This is a genomic window from Desulforamulus reducens MI-1 (assembly GCF_000016165.1).
Lineage (GTDB): Bacteria > Bacillota > Desulfotomaculia > Desulfotomaculales > Desulfotomaculaceae > Desulfotomaculum > Desulfotomaculum reducens.
Genome location: NC_009253.1, coordinates 2541332 through 2561288 on the forward strand (window position 1 = coordinate 2541332; position 19957 = coordinate 2561288).

Annotated in this window: 19 protein-coding genes; 4 read left to right on the forward strand and 15 right to left on the reverse strand. The window is 44.4% G+C overall.

All coding sequences use genetic code 11. From position 1 onward, the window contains the following. Window positions 1-2 precede the first annotated feature (2 nt). The 4 genes from bshA to DRED_RS12395 form a co-directional block, all read right to left on the reverse strand. Window positions 3-1139: an N-acetyl-alpha-D-glucosaminyl L-malate synthase BshA gene (bshA, locus tag DRED_RS12380; protein WP_011878631.1), complete on the reverse strand. Its 1137-nt coding sequence runs from the start codon at window positions 1137-1139 to the stop codon at window positions 3-5. Further along, window positions 1136-1864, reverse strand: a complete 729-nt coding sequence (gene bshB1, locus DRED_RS12385; RefSeq protein ID WP_011878632.1) for a bacillithiol biosynthesis deacetylase BshB1 — start codon at window positions 1862-1864, stop codon at window positions 1136-1138. Before bshB1 ends, bshA begins: the two co-directional genes overlap by 4 nt. A gap of 260 nt (window positions 1865-2124) precedes the next feature. Further along, complete coding sequence (locus tag DRED_RS12390; protein ID WP_011878633.1) at window positions 2125-3738, reverse strand: glycoside hydrolase family 57 protein; 1614 nt, start codon at window positions 3736-3738, stop codon at window positions 2125-2127. A gap of 18 nt (window positions 3739-3756) precedes the next feature. Further along, window positions 3757-4464, reverse strand: coding sequence for a DUF4912 domain-containing protein (locus DRED_RS12395; RefSeq protein WP_011878634.1), 708 nt, complete (start codon window positions 4462-4464; stop codon window positions 3757-3759). 192 nt (window positions 4465-4656) lie between these two features. On the opposite strand from DRED_RS12395, the gene DRED_RS12400 reads away from it, so the two are divergent. Continuing rightward, window positions 4657-5334 (forward strand): CPBP family intramembrane glutamic endopeptidase, encoded by a 678-nt coding sequence (locus tag DRED_RS12400; RefSeq protein WP_011878635.1) that lies wholly within the window; start codon window positions 4657-4659, stop codon window positions 5332-5334. Window positions 5335-5394: 60 nt separating this feature from the next. On the opposite strand, the gene DRED_RS12405 is transcribed toward DRED_RS12400, so the two are convergent. Next, window positions 5395-5997, reverse strand: a complete 603-nt coding sequence (locus DRED_RS12405) for a LysO family transporter (RefSeq protein ID WP_011878636.1) — start codon at window positions 5995-5997, stop codon at window positions 5395-5397. A gap of 18 nt (window positions 5998-6015) precedes the next feature. Then, the gene (locus DRED_RS12410) at window positions 6016-6342 is read right to left on the reverse strand and encodes a LysO family transporter (RefSeq protein ID WP_238442521.1); all 327 of its coding nucleotides are present in this window, start codon (window positions 6340-6342) and stop codon (window positions 6016-6018) included. Between the two features lie 81 nt (window positions 6343-6423). Between DRED_RS12410 and DRED_RS12415 the strand changes: the two genes are divergently transcribed. From DRED_RS12415 to trmL, 3 genes are read left to right on the forward strand one after another with little or no spacing between them, the layout of a single operon-like run. Next, a complete protein-coding gene (locus DRED_RS12415) occupies window positions 6424-6846 on the forward strand; it encodes a CoA-binding protein (protein ID WP_011878638.1) in 423 nt (140 codons plus the stop codon). Next, the gene (nth, locus tag DRED_RS12420) at window positions 6836-7471 is read left to right on the forward strand and encodes an endonuclease III (RefSeq protein WP_011878639.1); all 636 of its coding nucleotides are present in this window, start codon (window positions 6836-6838) and stop codon (window positions 7469-7471) included. The genes DRED_RS12415 and nth overlap by 11 nt, the downstream gene beginning before the upstream one ends. After that, window positions 7471-7929, forward strand: a complete 459-nt coding sequence (gene trmL / locus DRED_RS12425) for a tRNA (uridine(34)/cytosine(34)/5-carboxymethylaminomethyluridine(34)-2'-O)-methyltransferase TrmL (RefSeq protein ID WP_011878640.1) — start codon at window positions 7471-7473, stop codon at window positions 7927-7929. The genes nth and trmL overlap by 1 nt, the downstream gene beginning before the upstream one ends. Before the next feature lie 120 nt (window positions 7930-8049). Here the strand turns inward: trmL and DRED_RS12430 are convergent, their stop codons facing one another. The 9 genes from DRED_RS12430 to gatA form a co-directional block, all read right to left on the reverse strand. Next, complete coding sequence (locus tag DRED_RS12430) at window positions 8050-9264, reverse strand: alanyl-tRNA editing protein (protein ID WP_011878641.1); 1215 nt, start codon at window positions 9262-9264, stop codon at window positions 8050-8052. Between the two features lie 124 nt (window positions 9265-9388). Continuing rightward, window positions 9389-11857: a mannose-1-phosphate guanyltransferase gene (locus DRED_RS12435; protein ID WP_041274615.1), complete on the reverse strand. Its 2469-nt coding sequence runs from the start codon at window positions 11855-11857 to the stop codon at window positions 9389-9391. 28 nt (window positions 11858-11885) lie between these two features. Next, a complete protein-coding gene (locus tag DRED_RS12440) occupies window positions 11886-13118 on the reverse strand; it encodes a glycosyltransferase family 4 protein (RefSeq protein WP_011878643.1) in 1233 nt (410 codons plus the stop codon). Between the two features lie 131 nt (window positions 13119-13249). Next, window positions 13250-13639, reverse strand: coding sequence for a carbohydrate-binding protein (locus tag DRED_RS12445; RefSeq protein ID WP_011878644.1), 390 nt, complete (start codon window positions 13637-13639; stop codon window positions 13250-13252). A 193-nt stretch (window positions 13640-13832) separates the two neighbouring features. After that, window positions 13833-14333 carry a 3-isopropylmalate dehydratase small subunit gene (locus tag DRED_RS12450; protein ID WP_011878645.1) on the reverse strand — a complete coding sequence of 167 codons (501 nt, stop codon included), beginning with the start codon at window positions 14331-14333 and terminating at the stop codon, window positions 13833-13835. Between the two features lie 9 nt (window positions 14334-14342). Beyond that, window positions 14343-15629: a 3-isopropylmalate dehydratase large subunit gene (locus tag DRED_RS12455; protein ID WP_041274616.1), complete on the reverse strand. Its 1287-nt coding sequence runs from the start codon at window positions 15627-15629 to the stop codon at window positions 14343-14345. Then, on the reverse strand, window positions 15601-16734 hold the full coding sequence (gene nifV, locus DRED_RS12460; protein WP_011878647.1) for a homocitrate synthase: 1134 nt from the start codon (window positions 16732-16734) through the stop codon (window positions 15601-15603). The genes DRED_RS12455 and nifV overlap by 29 nt, the downstream gene beginning before the upstream one ends. Window positions 16735-17035: 301 nt before the next feature. Next, the gene (gatB, locus tag DRED_RS12465) at window positions 17036-18475 is read right to left on the reverse strand and encodes an Asp-tRNA(Asn)/Glu-tRNA(Gln) amidotransferase subunit GatB (protein WP_011878648.1); all 1440 of its coding nucleotides are present in this window, start codon (window positions 18473-18475) and stop codon (window positions 17036-17038) included. A gap of 12 nt (window positions 18476-18487) precedes the next feature. After that, complete coding sequence (gene gatA, locus DRED_RS12470) at window positions 18488-19945, reverse strand: Asp-tRNA(Asn)/Glu-tRNA(Gln) amidotransferase subunit GatA (protein WP_011878649.1); 1458 nt, start codon at window positions 19943-19945, stop codon at window positions 18488-18490. Window positions 19946-19957 lie beyond the last annotated feature (12 nt).

Below are 19957 nucleotides of genomic sequence, written 5' to 3' on the forward strand. Positions count from 1 at the left end.
TTTTATCCCTCCTGAGTATCTTGTTTATGATTTAATAGCTCTTTGTAAATACTTTCATATTTTACCACCCATTGCTCTGCATTAAACTGTGATATGGCATAGTTTCTGGCATTGTTGGATATTTTTTGTTTTAGATCGTTGTCTTCTAGCAGCATTAACGTGTAACGGGCCATTTCTTTCACATCCCCCACTTCAGCAAGAAAACCAACCTGCCCGTGTATCACCACCTCAGGAATGCCACATGCATGGGCAGCCACCACAGGTACGCCACAGGATAAGGATTCCAATGCCACCAGTCCAAAGCTTTCGCAACTGGAGGGGTATAACAGCACATCCGCTGCTGCCAAAATAGGCGCAACGTTGTCAATCTGTCCTAAGAAATTTATGTCCTGGGTTAGACCTAGTCTTTTGGCTAGTTTTTGAACAGCGGGCATATCCGGCCCGTCTCCGATAAGGATTAAGCGAGCTCTTCGTTTCTGCCTAACGCCTTTAAATATGTGGATTACATCCAGCACCCTTTTTAATGGACGAAAATTAGATATATGAATTAAAATTGCCTCATCTATACGGGCAACTGATTTCCTTTCAATTCTTACTTCTGGTTTAAAAACCTCGGTATTCACAAAATTATAAAGAACTGGCAATTCCCCTGTGAAATGAAAGGTTTGGCGCGTTTGTTCAGCCAAAAAGGAAGAAACCACAGTAACCAAGTCGCTTTTTTCCAAACTATAGCGGGTAGTTTGATAAAATTCCTGGTGGGCTCCCACCAATGAAGTGTCTGTACCGTGCAGAGTGGTTATAACTGGTATATATTTCCCAAAAATTTGCCTAGCTAAAAGAGCACTCAGGGAATGGGGCACAGCATAATGGGCATGTAAAAGATCTAGGTCATAATTTCTTAAGACTTCCAATGTTTTATTGACCTGGGTAATAAAATATGGGGGTACTTCAAACAAGGGGTGATGAAAGGCACCCACTTCATGGATAAAAATATTCTTTTGATAATTTTCCAGTCGAAAAGGGCGTCCCACCGTAATAAAATGAACCTCATGCCCCCGCTTTGCCAAACATTTCCCTAACTCTGCCGCCACCACACCACTACCTCCATAGCTAGCATGGCACAACATACCAACCTTCATCCCTTCACCCCCAGCAAGCTGGTCGGATCTTGAATGGCCAGAGGAATTGCCGTAATAAACCCTTCACCATATTGACATCCCATCAAGGACCCATAATAGCAATCCCGACTTTCTATTATGGAAAGAAAACTACCGGGACCAGCGTTCAGAAATGTTTTTTGGATATCCCGTCCCTGGCCAAATTGTGTTTTGTGTGCCATAATGGCCGCCCTTTTTATCTCATAGCAATGACTAACATCCACGACAAATTGAGGTTCAGTTGCTCTGGACAAAAAATAATGCCAAAGATGGCTGGCACGATGGGGAAGTAAATGATCACAAACCTTTTTTAGCCCCGCATCAAAATGGGCTTCTATCGTAAGTCTGGCAGCATTGACATGATCTGGGTGCCGGTCTTCCCAATAAGGGCAAAGGATTAAACGGGGCCTGCTCTGACGAATCACTTCTACCAGAGCCTTTACGTTTTTTTTAATCAGAGTAATTTCTCGATCCGGTAATCCCAGACATTTGCGCCAGGTTACTCCTAGCACCTGAGCAGCACCTTGGGCCTCTTTCTGACGCTCTTCAGGAGTTCCGTTAGTAGACATTTCCCCGGCTGTAAGATCAAGCAGCCCCACGCTGAGCCCCTGCTGAACAAATTTTGCCACAAGACCCCCGGCCCCTGCTTCAATATCATCCGGATGGGCCCCAATTGCCAATACATCGATCTTGTTAACGGTAATCAACTCCTTTTTTTATTAGTTCGCCAGTTGAAAAAAAATCCTTGCACTATATAAGCAAGGTATGCACATTATCGTAGCACAGTTTACAATACTAGCAAAACACAGAAAAGAAGTTTGCTGGCGCGTCCAGGACGGACGTACCAACCGAATCAAAACAAAGATGTTTTGTTGAGACAACCAAATTTCTCCCTGTGTAAGCCCTAGTGTTGTCTGTGCTAAGATCGGAGTGAACGGTGATAATATGCATACCCGTAAGATTATCTTTAAGAAATGGCTGCTTGCTGCCCAGCATCCCTACTACGCCAGGAACGGTAATCAATGTCAGGAAAAATATTGTTCTGCCATTCTAAATGGGATACAAAACCTTCATCAATCCTACAGTATTTAATATCGTCATACAATCTTAGAAAGTTCGCAAGATGCTGTTTGGTTCTTCGAATGGCATAGGATACCATAGTTCCGGTGGCAATAATAAAGGCCCAATCGCTGCTTTGTGCCAACAAGAGTTCTCTCCCTGCCTGATTTAAAGCCCGGCGAAGGTTACCATTTGCTTGAGGAAACATATCAGCCAGTTCTGTCATACGATCTGCTGCCATGTGAAGGTGCCGATAAATCCAATGATTTTTTTCATTCAGCCAAACCCCATTATAACCCGCATCACCCCAGGTGGAGGAACATGGTGTGGTCACCTGATTCACCTTATATTGTTTCAAGTAATCCATTGGAGTTATCAGCTTTAGACTTTGATTGCTAGCCATTTTACGAATTAAAAACTCAAGCCATTGGGGACCCTCAAACCACCAGTGGCCAAAGAGCTCCGCATCATAGGGAGCTACAATAATAGGATGTCTTTCCATAATGGAAGACAGGTATTCAACTTGCTTTTCCCTGTTAAACAGAAAATTCCCCGCATGAATTTCTGCTTTCCTGCTGGCCCACTCCGGATAATAGGGCTGTTTATGGGATAAATCCACCTTCCCTGTAATGCGGTGATACTTCAGACCAGTATGGACCCGGATACCATCAGGGTGAATGTACTCTTTAATGTACTCATAATCAAGATCATACCCAATATCCCGATAAAATTCTCGGTAATCCGCATCACCAGGATAACCTTCATCGGCACTCCAAACCTGTTTTGAACTTTCAATATCCCTAGCAAAGGCCGCTACCCCAGAGGGACAATAAACAGGCGCATAATTTGCAAAACGGGGACGATGATAGGCATATAATAGGCCATGACTATCGGTAAAAAAGTATTTTAAGCCATACTCTTTTAAATTTTCATCAATTCCCGGACTGTAACCACATTCGGGTAGCCAAATTCCTTCCGGTGCACGGCCCAGATGTTTCTTATGTAGATTGACAGCTGTGTCAATCTGGGCCCGAACAGCCTCAGGATTGGTCATCATAATCGGCAAGAAGCCATGGGTGGCTGCACAGGTTGTAATATCCAAGAAACCCCTATCCTGTAATTGCTTAAATGCATTCACAAGATTACAGTTATTCTCATGGACAAAGATATGATAGGCCCTTTGAAACCGCTCCTTATACATAAGAGCTGCTGAATTAAAATGGCCATCACGGGTACGTACTTCTTCTTTTTCGGCCAATTCCATCAACTTTTTGAGGTGACGAACATATCTCCCCTGTAGTAAAGGATCCATTAACATGGATAATAGTGGTGGTGAAATGGAGAAAGTCAAGCGAAAGGGTACATTTTCCCCTGCCAGCCTATTAAAAACATCCAGTAAGGGAATATATGTTTCTGTTAAAGCTTCGTAGAACCAATTCTCTTCCAGATATTTTTCACTCTCAGGATGCCTTACATAGGGTAAATGTGCATGTAAAACAATTGATAGGTAACCCTTTGTCAAGGGAATCCCTCCTGTTATTTATATTTTACAGCTAGTTTCCAAGGGTTCCAGTCCCTTGCCCACCAGCATGGCTGAGCTAAAACCATATGAAAGTTTTTCTTTGTTTAAATACATTTCTTCAATCCACATCCACTGTTCATCAAAACGTTCTGAAACAGAGGCCCTTGGCGTAGTCACCATATTGGAAGTCAGTAACAAAATATACCGGCCATCCAGTAATACACGCCCCAATTCCAGAAAAAATGTGCGTTCTGGCTGACCAATTTCGATAAACCAGTTATCCGCAAAGGGGTCTAGGGAAATTTCCTGGTAGCTATGGCCCCCTCGTTCATACTTATTCAGACCTGTTACATCATAAATTCTTAATACCTGCCTGGAGGTAAGCCAGTTTTCTTCACCGTACCGATGAATAAATTCCCTTTTTTTCTGGTCATTCACTTCCCAATATGCGTAGAGCCAATTTGGATCCCTGGCCATTACTACCAGCCGATTTACTCCATAATAGTGGGGTATAAATGGATCCTCTTCCATTCGAGGGACGGGTTTTTGGTGAGAAACTTCTGGAATTTCCGGGGATATTTCTTGTGCAAACTCTTCCGCTGGTTCCCTTGTTGGCAACTCGGGTTTTTTTAAAGCATTGGCGGTTTTGTGGTTCCTAGGGAAAACTAAAAATGCCAGTACAGCCAATGCTAAGAGTCCCAGTAGCAAAAGCCACAAATTATCCATCTTTTTTACCCTCCTTGGCAAGATATTACATGTAAACTTTGACCTTTTTTATACTAAAACGGTGGGAATGAGGAAATTTTAAGACCAATGTGACTTTCCTTAGTATTACCCAGGAAAAATGCCTTTATAATGTTTCACCACTGGTTATAAATGCCTCATTACCTGAAAACTTGTCTTAAATGGAGGTATTGGATGATTTTTAAAAAAATTTCCCAAAATATTTGGGGTATATCCGATGTAATATGGGTTTTTCTTCTTCGCTTGATGTTTGTTTATTTGTTTAGTAAGATCGTACTGCCTTTGATATCTGGAATTTCTCCCAGGTTGGTGGAGATTTTGGACCGGGTGATTTTGCTTAGCCTCACCTTTTATTTTGTATCACGTAAAAGCAGTATAGATAAGCTAGGATTTCACTTTAATCACTTGGGAAGGCAAGTTCTTTACGGGGTGATTGGGGGAGGCTTTCTTTTTGCTTTGGCAGAAGGAACCCAGCGGGCCCTGGTAGCCTTTTTAGTTGCAGATATCAGTACAAACCCTTTGGTTAAAGCTGCTGCTGGTGCAAAAAATTTTTCTGATTTATTATGGCCACTCCTCATTGCAGGGCTATTGGTGCCGTTTACCGAGGAGGTTTATTACCGTGGTATGGCCTTGCGGGCCTTCGCCAACCGCTGGGGCTGGTTCTTGGGTATTATCATAAGCGCTTTATTTTTCTCCCTGGCCCATCTCAGTGGCATTTGGTTTGTACAGATCGCCGCAGTAGGAGTAGGGTTAGCAGTTATTTATAGCATCACCGGTTCCCTTTTACCAGGCATCATAGCCCACGGACTTGTTAACAGTAGTCGTCTTTTAATGGTATACTTTAGCAGTTAATTCTTTGGATATGCTAAAACTGGAAAACACACCTAGTGGTGTGTTATGATCTATGAGTACTTACAGTTTTATATTGATAAAGAAGGGAACCAGCACAGGAACAAGGGCGGTTAGGATCGAGCCGTTAATAAAGGCAACAACAGCCATATCGGAATCGGTGGCCTGGGTAACCACTGGCAAAGTGGTGTCCATTGTTGTGGCTCCTCCCGGTGCCACCGTGGAAAGCCGGCCAATATAACGAGCCACCAGTGGCACCGTAATAAAGGTTAATAATTCACGGGCCACATTGGTCATAAAGGCCAGGGTACCCGTTTCTACATTATATATTTCAGCAATTAATATACCAGACAAACTGTACCAGCCAAAACCTGCCCCAATGGCAGAGGACTCATTAAAGGGTAAGCCAATGAATAAACCGGTTACAACTGCACCGGCAAGGCTTCCCACAGCCACCAGAACCGGAATTAATAATACTTTCCAGCCCATATTCCATAACCGCACCCAAACTTCTTTCTGACGTCCAAGGTCTATACCAATAGCAAGGAGCAGTAGGTATAGGGAGGTGGTGGTGACATAATCCAACTGCTGTATATATTGTGCGGGGATTACCCAGTGGCCCAGGGCTATGCCCAGTACCACGGCCCCCAGAATGATCCATGTCATAGTATCACTCCTTCTGGTTTAGATTTTATGACAAGTTTGGTTTTTTGCTGCTTTTTCCCTGCTTTCTCGCAGTTGACGGCTAATATATTTTTCAGCCAATCGAACCATGAAAACACTGCCAATAATACTGCCTAGGGCCAGCAACAGTGCTTGGTACCCTAAACGATCTAAATCTAACAACAATTTTTCATTGGCTCCTAACTGGGCCCCCATGGCTAGCAGCATAATTATCAGGCAAAACGTGGTGAACTTAGCAATATTTTTTGGATGAATGGATAATAAGTTAAAGTGCCCCATCAGCACTCCTAGGACCACAACAATCAATACCGGTGCTATTTTTATCACTTCCTATATTTTCTACAAACACTATTACTTTAGCACGACCTCAAAAACATGGTCAATATATTCTATAAAGGAGGATTATTCATGTATAACAACCCCAGTGATGAAAAAATCAAAGAACTTCTAAGCCAGTTTAAAACCATTGCGGTGGTTGGTCTATCGGATAAGCCCCATCGTGATAGCTATAAGGTGGCCCAATACCTGCAACAACATGGTTATCGTATTATACCGGTTCACCCAAGGGTCCAAGAAGTTCTGGGGGAAAGGGCTTATAAAACCCTAGCAGAAATTCCAGACCAGGTGGATCTGGTAAATGTATTTAGAAAAAGTGAAGAAACCCCTCAGGTGGTGGAGGAAGCAATTCCCTTAAAGCCCCAGGCTATCTGGCTCCAGTTGGGTATCTCCAATGAGGCTGCGGCTAAGCTGGCCACCAATGCCGGTCTGGCATTTATTCAGAACAAATGCATCAAAGTAGAACACGCAAGGCTTCTGGCGGATGGAAGATAGGATACAGCAGATTCTAACCCGGCTGGCAGAGACTTATCCCAATGCCACCACAGATTTAAAATACACCACACCCTTCGAGTTGCTGGTGGCTGTCATTTTATCTGCCCAGAGTACCGATGCTCAGGTTAATAAAATTACCGAAAAGTTGTTTCAGAAATATAATACTGCGGCTTCCTTTGCCCAGTTGACCCCGGCGGAAGTGGCTGAACACATTAAGGGTTGCGGTCTCTTCCGGAATAAAAGTAAATTTCTTGTGGAAACCAGCCGTATACTAGTTGAAAAATACAACGGCCAAGTTCCCCAAGCCAGGGAAGAATTAGAGAAACTGCCCGGTGTGGGCAGGAAAACTGCCAATGTTGTTTTGGGAGTTGCCTTCGGACAAAACACCTTTCCAGTGGATACACATGTGCACCGACTGGCCCACCGCTTGGGTCTGGCTTCCGGTAAAACACCGGAACAAGTTGAAAAGGAATTATGCCAGATCATGCCGCCGGAATTGTGGCAACCCTGCCATCACTGGATTATTCAGCACGGTAGAAGGATTTGCGATGCCCGCAACCCCCGCTGTGGCCAATGCTGTTTAATAGATCTTTGCCCGGAGGCCCTTAAGAAAGGGGAGTTTTAGTGCATATCGTTTTGGTTGAGCCAGAAATACCTGCCAACACCGGCAATATTGCTCGTACCTGTTCCGTCACCGGTGCCAGCTTACACTTGGTAGAACCCCTGGGTTTTTCTACCGATGACCGTTATTTAAAAAGAGCAGGGCTAGACTACTGGCACCTGCTGGATTTGCATTATCATAAAAGTTTTGCTGCCCTGCAGCAGCAATATCCAGAGGGACGCTTTTGGTATTTCACCACCAAAGGTGGCAGGCCTTATCATGAGGCATCCTTTGAAGAAAATGATTTTTTAGTTTTTGGTAAGGAAACTGCTGGGCTACCCAAGGAACTGCTGGCTGCCAACCCGGATAACTGCTTAAGAATCCCCATGCTGGGCCAAGTACGTTCCTTAAATCTGTCTAATTCAGTGGCCATCGCAGTGTACGAAGCCCTTAGACAGCATAATTTCCCCAACATGACATAATGCCTCCCTTCTGGGAGGCATATTCAATATTATATTTAGCCCTCAGCCTTTAGCTATTAGATGTTATTTTTTAGTTTAACAATATTAAATGGCTAATGGCTAAACCCTAAAGACTATCCCTTAAGGCTTACGGTTGATGGCTGAGGCAACCATTTCCTTTAATTGTTCCACTGGTAATTTCTGAGCCTTGCCTTGGACCAGCTCAGCACTGCCGCCGCCTTTACCCTCCAGCACTGGCCATAGTTCGGCAGCCACACTGTTCATAGAGGTTGCTACCCCTGAACCCCTGGCCATTACCACATCAAAGGGACCGGTACCACCCATTAGTACAGCCACCCTGCCCGACTGGGCACACCAGGAGGTAGCCACCCCCCGCAGCATTTCCATGTCAGCTTCAGAAAAGTGTTGTATTAGAATACTTGTTTCACCCGAGGAAATGGCCTCCGTTGCCAACTCCTTAGCCAGATAACGATATTTGAGGGACAGTAATTCCTTACGTTCCTTTTGGAGTTTCTTCAACTCCACTTCTCTTTTTTCTAACCGAATAAGGGCTTCATTACCAGAAGCTCCGATAGCCTTCTCTAACTGGTGAAGAGTGTCGGCGGTTTGTCTCATCCATGCAATGGTTCGTTCGCCACAAATAAAGGACAACCTTATGTTTCCCCTTAACTTTTCTATTTTTAGAATTTTACAGGGACCTACCTCACCTGTACGCTGGGGGTGAGTACCACAACAAGCATTTTCATCAATACCCGGGATCACCACCAACCGTACTTCATTTTGATCCGACGGTAGTTTCTTAATTAATTCCTGCCCAAGATCTTCACGCTTATAATATTCTGTTTTCACCGGAATATTTTCCATGATAATCCGGTTTACTTCCAGTTCCACTTCTTGCAATACATCCTGTGAAATGTCCCCCACAGTTAAGTCAATGGTGGAAGTCTCCGGGCCTAAATGAAATCCCACTGTATCCCAACCATAATTACGTTCAAAGACAGCAGACAGTATGTGTTGACCATGATGTTGTTGCATATGATCTTGCCGTCTTTCTGCATCCACAGTCAATAACACACTGGCACCTATGGTGGGCTTCAGGGACCCGGCAATCCAGTGCACAATGCCCTCGGGCCTTTGTTCCACATGCAATACTTCATGGGATGTTCGACGGGCATCACAGACAAGGGTTCCCCGATCGGATGGTTGACCTCCCCCCTCCGGGTAAAAGATAGTTTCCTCAAATAAAATGCCGGTTTTGTCTTGATCTTCGATAAATCCTTTGACGTTGGTACGGTATTGCAGCAGGTAAGGATCGACCTGGTATATTCCTGTCAAAACTATCCTCTCCTCTCAGGGTTACGAACTAATGAACATAACTTTCGACATAGCTTAGAAAATTCCTTGTGGGTGGTCTGTTGTTCTGTAAGTTATCAGCTAAAATTGCAACCTAGCCCTAGGGCTAGGTTGCAATAATTTGTTTTATTTTATCGGTATAAAAATGGGTTAACTCCTCTGCAATTTCCATGGAATCCCCTTCTGTGAAAATCCGGCATACCGGTTCCTCCGGGTCTGGTAATACCAGAGCCCAACCGTTAGTATGATAGACCTTTACCCCATCCAGTAGTTCCATGTCATTGTCTTGCTCCTCAATGAGCCGCCGGATAACCCTGCCCTTGTCTTCCCAGGGAACCTCCACTTTGACTTGATTTAAAAAAGTGTTTGGGATCTCCTTGATTAATTCTTCCAAGGTTATATCTTTGCAGGCACAAAACTCAAGTACCTTTAGCAATGCAAGCAAGGCATCAAAATTCATTAGATAATGATGGGTTGCCGCATTATTTGAGACCTGGTGATTGATAATCTTGTTTATAAAGTCTTGTTGGGAGGTTTTGGTACGTACTACGCTTCCTTGATATTTCCTAGCCAATGCCTCGATGGCCCTGGGAGCTGTGATCGGCACAATGACAGGACCAGCCTGTTCTTTCAGAATAATAAGGGAAATTAGGGCTGTTAACAGATCATCACTTATTACATTTCCTCGGCCATCTACTAGGATAAGCCTGTCACCATTGGGGTCGATAATAGCACCGGCTGCTCTGCCTTTATTTTGTACTGTATGGGCCAGCTCTTGCAGGTATTGCTGGTACCATTGCCAATCCCTTGGTTCCGCAGTGGACTGATCTGCCGCAAAACGCTCTAAGGAAATGCCCAGGGAGGACAGTGCTCCCGAGACAAAATGGTCTAGATTATCTAGGTCATACAATAATACAAGTTGTTGACCAGACTTCTTTAATGCAGTGGTGTTAACCGCTCCAGTTAAATGCTCAATATAGGTTTCCGCCGCTTGGGGCATAGTGATAATAGGAAGAATTTGTTGGACCTCCACCCGGCGAACATCTTCTCTGGCTAGGGTGTTTTCAACCTTCCGTTCCTGTCCCCGGGATATATTGCCGCCCCTGTCATTGGTAAAAAGCAAATTAACCTTATCAGCCCGTTGAGAACTTATGCGAACGTGTATACCTGCCTGACAGTTGCTGGCTTGCACCGCGTAACGGTGCATGGGAGTAATTCCTTGACAAAAATCCACCACTTGGATGCCTGTTGACTGTAAGCCACAGGCCAGGGCCTCTTTAATCATGCGGGATGCTGCAAAACGATCGCAGGAAATACCAACCCTTGTACCCACCGGCAGATTGGTACCGAAGGCAGCCCCTACCCGACTGGAAAATTCAGGCGTAATATCAATATTGCTCAAACCCGTAATGCCTTCAATACCAAAGAGTCCTTTGGGCTTAGCTGTTCCCCAAACAAGGCTACTTTCTACGGTTGCACCAGACTCCACCACTTTGTCAGGCCATAGCTTGACATCGGGCTTCAACAGAGCGCGCTCTTTTATTATAGAGCCGCTGCCAATTACTGCACCTTCATATACCGAAGCATTGGTGTTAATCTTTACACCACTGCCCACCACAGCTCCCCGAATAGCAGCCCTGCTGCCTAGGTAAACACCATCCCACAACACACTTCTTTTCAGGGTTGACTGGTCTCCAATCAAACAATTATTACCAATTACAGAGTAGGTGCCTAACACAGCAGCCGCGCCTATTTTGCAATTTTGCCCAATTAATGCTGGACCTATAATTTTGGCCCCTGCTTGAATTTGCGTATTTTCTCCTACCCAAACACCCGGAGCCACTTGCTCCCCAGGTATCGATACAGAAACCTTACCCGTTAAGCAATCCTGATGTGCCTGGACATATTGCTGTAAATTCCCAATATCACACCAATAACCAGAAAGGGAAACTCCAAACAAGGGCTGCTTTTCCTTCAGCAAAATAGGAAATAAATCATTACTAAAATCAAACTTCTGGCCTGGTTCAAAATAGTTAAGTACTTCTGGCTCTAAAATGTAAATGCCAGTATTGACCGTATCGCTAAATACTTCTCCCCAACCGGGTTTTTCCAGAAATTGAGTAATATGGCCATCACCATTGGTGATCACAACTCCATACTCCAGTGGAATATCAACTGGCGTTAAGACCAATGTGGCAATGGCACCCTTCTTGCGATGAAACTCCAGGGCCTGGCTTAAATCCAAATCTGTAAGGGCATCACCGCTGATCACAATAAAGGTTTCGTCAAGGAATTTCTGAGCATTTTTGACACTGCCGGCAGTTCCTAGGGGCACTTCTTCCACATAGTAACGCATATGCACATTAAAATCAGCTCCATTACCAAAATAACCTCGGATGGCTTCAGGTAAGTATTGCAAGGTTACCCCGATATCATGTACCCCGTGTTTTTTTAATAAATGCAATATATGTTCCATCATTGGGCGATTACATACCGGCATCATGGGTTTCGGCAAACCACAGGTTAATGGCCTTAACCGGGTACCTTCGCCACCAGCCATAATAATAGCCTTCATAATATCACTCCTTCCCATGCTCTATCCCTTAGTGGGCCACTGTCCGAACAACCTTGCCTATTAATTTTTCTTTTTTCCAGGGAGCTTTTTGGTCCGCATCAATGATCTCCTGATATACCTGTCTGGTTTGTTTGGCAATACCTTGCCAATTATATTTTTTGATCACATCATTGTAAGCCCGCTCTTTCATTTGCCGAGCAGAATTGTTATCCATCAGGCAATGCAATATGCTGTCTGCCAAGGAATTGGCATTACCTGTATAGGACTTCATGCCATTGAACCCGTGTTGGACAATTTCACCCAGACCTCCATTGTCAGAGACCACCACAGGGGTCTGGGCGGCCATTGCTTCCAGGGCCACAATACCAAAGGGCTCGTATAAACTTGGGAATACTGCTACATCCGCATAATGATATAGGCTATTTCGAGTCATATCATTTACATAACCTGTAAAATAGATTTTATCTGAAATCCCTATTTGTACAGCTTTATGCTTAAGCTCCCCCTCAAATGACCCCTTTCCTGCTATGACAAATTTGGTGTTAGGATGATAATGTAATATCTTTGGAACCGCCTCCAGTAGTACCTGTACACCTTTCTCAGGTACCAACCTGCCCACATAATAAACAATTTTCTCATGGGGATTAGCAAAGGTATCTCGCTTGACAGGTGTCTTAGGGTCAAATTTAAAGTTTGTGGGTTCTACTCCGTTGGGTATAATATTTATTTTATCTACGGGTAGTTGAAAAATATGGGTTAACTGCCCTTGCATGTATTCACTGCAGCAAATGACGCGCCAGGATTCATAGGTTAGCCACCATTCGATATCACTGATGTGCCTTTGAATATCATTATGTAATCCGTTATTCCGTCCCCACTCAGTGGCATGGATAGTGGATATCAGGGGGATCTTGTGGGAATGTTTACAAACCTTGGCCGCATAGGCCACCAACCAATCGTGGGCATGTATGATATCAACCTGCTCCAGTTCATGAAATAAGGTAATAAACCTTTCAATCATAGCCATGTTTAACTGCATAACCCAGGTAACAAAATCCGGGGAAGAAACCTTAAAAGAAGTAACCCGATATACATGCACACCCTGTATTTTTTCATAATCTGGTGTATCTGGGCTCCCGCAGGTTATTACATGAAGGTCTACATCCTGTCTAGCCATTGCAATGGTTAAATCATAGACATGCTGAGCTAACCCTCCCACACTTAAGGGCGGGTATTCCCAGGAAAAAGTGACAACCCTCAATTCTTCACGCACCCTTCTGGTAAATTAGACCTAGATTACTGGCTAGTATTTACCATTTATGTGCTTTTTATGTTCAGGAAAACTCTTTAGTACAATAAAATCCCCTACCGGAGAACCGGTAGGGGAACATATTAGTGTCCATCCATTGTGCCGTTATGAACCTGAAAGGTCCAGTTTTTACCAGAATTATTGTCCCAGTTGTAGGCATTGTCATGAAAACAGAAGTTAAACTGGGTGTGGGTTTCGGGCATGGTAACAGCCTTGACATAGCCATAACCAGTTTTAGCCATTCTTTGGTCCTGCACGGCATTCCAATGATTTAGGTTACCAAAGCCACAGTGCAAGTAAACTTCCTGGGCACCATCCTTGGCTAAAAGTCCATCATAAAATACCACCACATCTTGACCAGCCGTAATGGGTGTAGGGTCTACCACAACACCCTGGGGAAATTGCGCTTCGTACATTTCTTTTAAACGATAGGCACCCATTGTTGGTTCACCAAAGTTTGTTCTATTTGCCATAAATACACCTCCTAGTTAACATTGGGGATCATCTTTATTATCTGAAAGCCTAATGATCTTTATAGGAGGTAAATATTATAAAAACTCTCAATTTTTTTTACAAACTCAAAACCACCTTTGCAGGTGGTTTTGAGTTTGTTGATTTTAGGTTGTTTAATAATAACCCCTTATACTCCGGTGGATACTTTTTCTTCTAACCAAAGTTGAAACCACCGTATTTTCGAAAGTGCGGTGCCAATCCCCCATCATTTAGAATTTTAATCATCACCTGGGGCAGTGGCTTTACAGAAATTTTTAAATCTTTAGTACGGTTAATGATAACACCGTTTGTTAGATCCACATCCAGTAAATCACCGGGATCAATTAAATCGGTATCACATTCCAGCACCGGCAAACCAGTATTAATGGCATTGCGATAAAAAATCCGGGCAAAGGACTTGGCTAAAACAGCACTGATATTAGCATGTTTAATGGCCAGAGGTGCCTGTTCCCTAGAGGAACCACAGCCAAAATTACTGCCGGCAACAATAAAATCTCCGGGAGTAACCTTGCTGTAAAAATCAGGGTCCAAATCTTCCATAACATGTTTTGCCAGTTCATTCATATCCAATGTTTTAAACTTATATTTACCCGATATTATATAATCGGTATTAACATCATTATCAAACTTATGGCTTTTTCCTTGAAATTTCATCGGCCTCACCTACTTTACGAAGTCTCTGGGGTCGCTAATGACACCTGTCAATGCTGAGGCTGCCACCGTTGCCGGAGAAGCCAGGTAAATTTCTGCATTGCTGTTGCCCATGCGCCCCTTGAAATTACGGTTTGCCGTGGAAATGACGGTTTCACCGTCTGAAGGAACACCATTGTGAGTACCCACACAGGGACCGCAACCGGGTGTAACAACCGCAGCACCGGCTTCCACCAACCGCTGAATGACTCCTTCTTCCATAGCTTCCAGATATATCTTACGGGATGCAGGTGCTACAATAAACCGTACATCTGGATGAACCTTTTTACCAGCTAGGATTGAAGCAGCAATCCGCAGATCCTCCAGACGACCGTTAGTACAGGTTCCTAAAAAGGCCTGTTGAATAGGAAGTCCTTTTACCTCTGATAGGGGAGATACGTTATCCACCCGGTGGGGTTTAGCCACTTGGGGCTCCAGATTGGAAACATCAAGTTCCAGTACCTTATAGTAATTGGCATTAGCATCGGCAGAAACCGCTGTGAATTGCCGTTCTGTGTATTGTTTCAGCCATGCAAAGGTTTTATCATCGGCTTCCATTAAACCAGCCTTGGCCCCCATTTCAATGGCCATGTTGGATATGGTGAAGCGGCCTTCCATGGACAACGCAGCAATGGCCTCACCGGTGTATTCCGCTGCCATATAGGTACAACCATCGGCAGTTACCTGACCAATTAAGTAGAGAATTAAATCCTTGGCATAAACTCCGCTGGGCAGTACACCATTGCAGACAAATTTAATGGTTTCCGGTACCTTGAACCACATTTTGCCGGAAATCAGTCCTCCGGCTAGGTCCGTGGAGCCAACCCCGGTGGAAAAAGCATTCAATGCCCCGTAGGTACAGGTATGACTGTCTGCACCAATGACCAGACTACCCGGACCAACCTTACCACTTTCGGGAATCAGTTGGTGACAAACCCCTTCCCCAATGTCATAAAGGTGACAACCCTTTTGCTTAGCAAACTGACGCATAATTTTATGTAAAGCAGATACCCCTTCTAGGGGGCTGGGAGAACTATGGTCAATAACCAAGGCAACCTTTTCTGGATCAAATAGTTCCTTGCCGTCCATATTTTCATAGGCCCGAATAGCCAGCGGTGATGTACCGTCCTGTCCCATGACAAAATCAACCTGGGCTACCACGATGTCATTGGCCTGGCAATCCTGGCCGCTATGAGAAGATAATATCTTCTCAATAATAGTTTTGCCCAAATTAATCCCTCTTTCCGAAATGATCTTCATAGATATAAACCAATTCTTTATCAAACAAGGATCGCTTTAAGGATACTGATGCAGAACGTATTTTAGGCAATAATTCTTCGGCTTCTTCCTTGGATAAGTCAATGCCATACTCGGCAAACTTCATTCTCAGGGAAGCACTGCCGGAATGTTTACCAATCACGATCTGCCGTTCCAAGCCCACTTCTTCCGGTTGGAATGCTTCATAGGTTTTAGGGTTCTTAATGGCCCCGTCGGCATGAATACCAGACTCATGGGCAAACATATTGGAACCTACAATGGCCTTACTGCAGTGTAATTCCCGGCCAGAGGCCCGGGCAACATATTCTGCCACTTCTCGAAACATCTCAGTTTTAAAATTCAAGTCAATATCATAGAGATGCTTTAAGGCCATAACAACTTCTTCCAAAGGTGAGTTACCAGCTCGTTCACCCAAACCTGTAATGGTTACCCCTACCCAATTGGCCCCGGCCTTAACCCCGGCAAAGGCATTGGCTGTTGCCATGCCAAAGTCATTATGGGTGTGCATTTCAACCTCAATGTCCACTGCTTCCTTTAGCTTTTTAATGTTATCATAACAGGTAAAGGGTTCCAAAATACCAACCGTATCGCAGTAGCGAAGCCGGTCTGCACCAGCCTGCTTAGCGGCCTTGGCAAACTCAATTAAAAAATTCAGATCACTACGGGAAGCATCCTCTGCGTTAACAGAAATATACATGCCTTCCTTTTTGGCAAATTCCGTGGCCCGAACCATATGCTCCAGAACCCATTCACGACTGGTTTTTAGCTTATGCTTAATATGAATGTCCGATGTAGAAATGGATATGGCCACAGCATCCACTCCGCAGGCTATGGATGATTCAATATCTTTAAGCACCGGGCGATTCCAGCCCATAATGCTAGACTTTAGACCCAGTTTGCAAATTTCTTTAATTGCTTCCTGCTCGTCTCCACCCATTACAGGAATACCTGCTTCAATTTGATCAACACCCAGTTCATTGAGAAACTGTGCAATTCGCACCTTTTCTCTGTTTGCAAACACCACGCCGGCGGTTTGCTCGCCGTCACGCAATGTTGTATCTACAATCCAAATTTTTCTGTTATCCACAGTAACACCTCCATATGCCAAGTAAAACTTAAGATTTATCTTATCACAATGGAGTCATTATGAATATTGGGTATTAGCTATTTATACTGTATACATTTATAAATTTGAATTATAGTAAAAATTGTTATATTTTTTCTGTTATCTCAATCATGCTTTTGTTTTTACATGTTCTAATCCGTATTATTAATTAAACAGTTTCGGTTGGACACTTTATAAAATGTTTAATTTATTGTACAACTTTATGATATTTATCCATGTAAAAAAGATTGTTTCCACTGTCTGTGAAAACAATCTTTTTTGCTTATAATTTTTCCCGCAGCATTTTATTAACCATCTCTGGGTTCGCTTTACCCTTGGTGGCTTTCATGACTTGGCCCACCAGGAAGCCAATGGCCTGGGTTTTACCTGCTTGATAATCCTGTACTGATTTTGGATTGGCAGCAATCACTTCATCTACAATAGAAGCAATGGCACCCTCATCGGAGATCTGGACCAGACCCTTTTCTTTTACAATTGCTTCCGGGTCTTTACCAGAGGCAAACATTTCTTCAAAAACGGCTTTGGCAATCTTGCCACTAATGGTCCCTTTATCCAATAGTTTTAACATTTCCGCCAACTGGGCAGGCTTTATTTTACAAGCGGTAATCTCAATTCCACCAGCATTAAGCAGACGGCTCAGTTCACCCATGATCCAGTTGCTAATAGCTTTGGGATTATTATAATGCTCCATAACTTCTTCAAAGTAGTCGGACATTTCTTTGGTTAAGGTTAATAGCGCGGCATCATATTCCGGTAAACCATATTCTGTAATATACCGACTCCGACGCTGATCTGGTAATTCTGGCAGTGATTCACGAATAAAATCAATCCACTGGTTATCCAACACCAGAGGTACCAGATCTGGATCTGGGAAATAGCGGTAGTCATGGGCCTCTTCCTTACTGCGCATGGAAACGGTAATACCCCTTGCCTCATCCCAGGTGCGGGTTTCCTGAATAATCCTTCCGCCGGATTCCAACACACCTATTTGTCTTTCAACCTCAAAATCCAGAGCCCGCTGTAATGCTCTAAAGGAGTTAAGATTTTTAATCTCAGCCTTGGTCCCGAATTCCTTTTGCCCCACTGGACGAACCGACACGTTTACGTCGCAGCGCAGGCTGCCCTCTTCCATCCGGCAATCAGATACACCAGTGTACTGGACAATTGCCTTCAGCTTTTCCACATAGGCCCTGGCTTCTTCTGATGATCTCATATCCGGTTCAGAAACAATTTCAATTAAAGGTACACCCGTACGGTTATAGTCCACCAGGGAGTAAGGAGTAGTTACGATATTCCCCTGGTGTACCAGTTTACCTGCATCCTCTTCCATATGTAAACGGGTGATGCCAATGCGTTTTGGCTGTCCATCCGCCACAATATCCAGATAACCATGCTCAGCAATGGGCAGATCGTACTGGGAAATCTGATAGTTTTTCGGTAAATCCGGATAATAGTAATTTTTACGGTCAAACTTGGAGAAGTTGGCTACCTGACAGTTCAGTGCCAGGGATGCCCGCACCGCATATTCTACCACTTTTTTGTTTAACACCGGTAGGGTACCGGGGAGTCCCAGACACACGGGACAGGTATGATGGTTTGGATCCCCACCAAATTCGGTGGTGGAGTTACAAAAAATCTTTGTGTTGGTTTTCAGTTCAACGTGTACTTCAATACCGATGACAGTTTCATACTGTTGTGTCATCTGCTCCACCCCCTATATCTCAGGCCGAAGCCTTGTATATTCCGTATTTTGCTCTAAGGTATAGGCAATTCTCAAAAGAGTTCCTTCATCAAAGGCTTTGCCCATTAGCTGCAGACCCACAGGCAGGTTATTGGCCAGACCGCAGGGCAGAGAGATTGCCGGAATGCCTGCCAAGTTCACCGGTATGGTGCAAACATCCTGTAAATACATCTGGATGGGGTCATTGACCATTTCTCCAATTTTAAAGGCAGTTGTGGGAGAAGTGGGTGATAACAGTGCATCATATTTTTCAAAGGCACGATCAAAGTCTTGTTTTATTAGGGTTCGCACCTTTAGAGCCTTTAGATAGTAAGCATCGTAGTAGCCCGCAGACAGGGAATAGGTTCCCAACATAATGCGGCGCTTCACTTCATCACCAAAGCCCTGGCTGCGGCTGCGCATGAACATATCCACTAAATCACGGGCCTCTTCAACCCTCAGGCCGTAGCGTACTCCGTCATAGCGGGCTAGGTTGGAGCTTGCCTCGGCTGTAGCAATTAGATAATAAGCTGGCATGGCATAATCCGTATGGGGCATGCTGGTTTCTTCAACATGAGCGCCCAGCTCTGTAAGTTTTTGGATGGCAGCTTTGATTTTTTCCCTAACCTGCGGGTCAATGCCGTCCGCCATATATTCCCGGGGCACACCAATTTTCATACCCTTAATATCGTTGGTAAGAAACTGGGTATAGTCTGTCTGTTTTAAATTGGCCGAAGTACTGTCCATCGGGTCATGGCCGCAGATCACGTTAAGGACATGGGCCATGTCTGTAACATCCCGAGTGAAAGGTCCAATTTGATCCAGAGAGGACGCATAAGCCACCAGCCCATAGCGAGATACACTACCGTAGGTTGGTTTCATTCCTACTACACCGCAAAGGGCAGCAGGCTGGCGAATGGAACCACCGGTGTCAGAACCCAAGGAAATAATCGCTTCCCCGGCAGCCACTGCTGCAGCTGATCCACCACTGGACCCGCCGGGAACTCGGTCCAAATCCCAGGGGTTGTGGGTTAAATGAAAGCCCGAGTTTTCCGTGGAAGAACCCATGGCAAATTCATCCATGTTGGTTTTTCCCACCATAACCATATCCGCAGTATAAACCTTTTCCACTGAGGTGGCGGAGTATGGGGGAACAAAGTTGTAAAGGATCTTAGATGCACAGGTGGTACGAATCCCCTGGGTGCACATGTTGTCCTTAATGGCAATGGGAATACCCGCCAAGGGTCCAATGGACTCTCCGGCGGCAATTTTTTGGTCCACCTGTCGGGCCTTTATTTCGGCCTGTTCCCTGGTAAGCGTAAGGTAGGACTTAACTTTATCCTCAACCTGCTCAATACGGTTGTAAACAGCTTCGGTTATATCCAGCGCAGAGATTTCTTTTTTCGTAAGCAGTTGATGAAGCTGGTGGGCAGTAAGCTGAAAGAGATCCAAAATGCTCCCTCC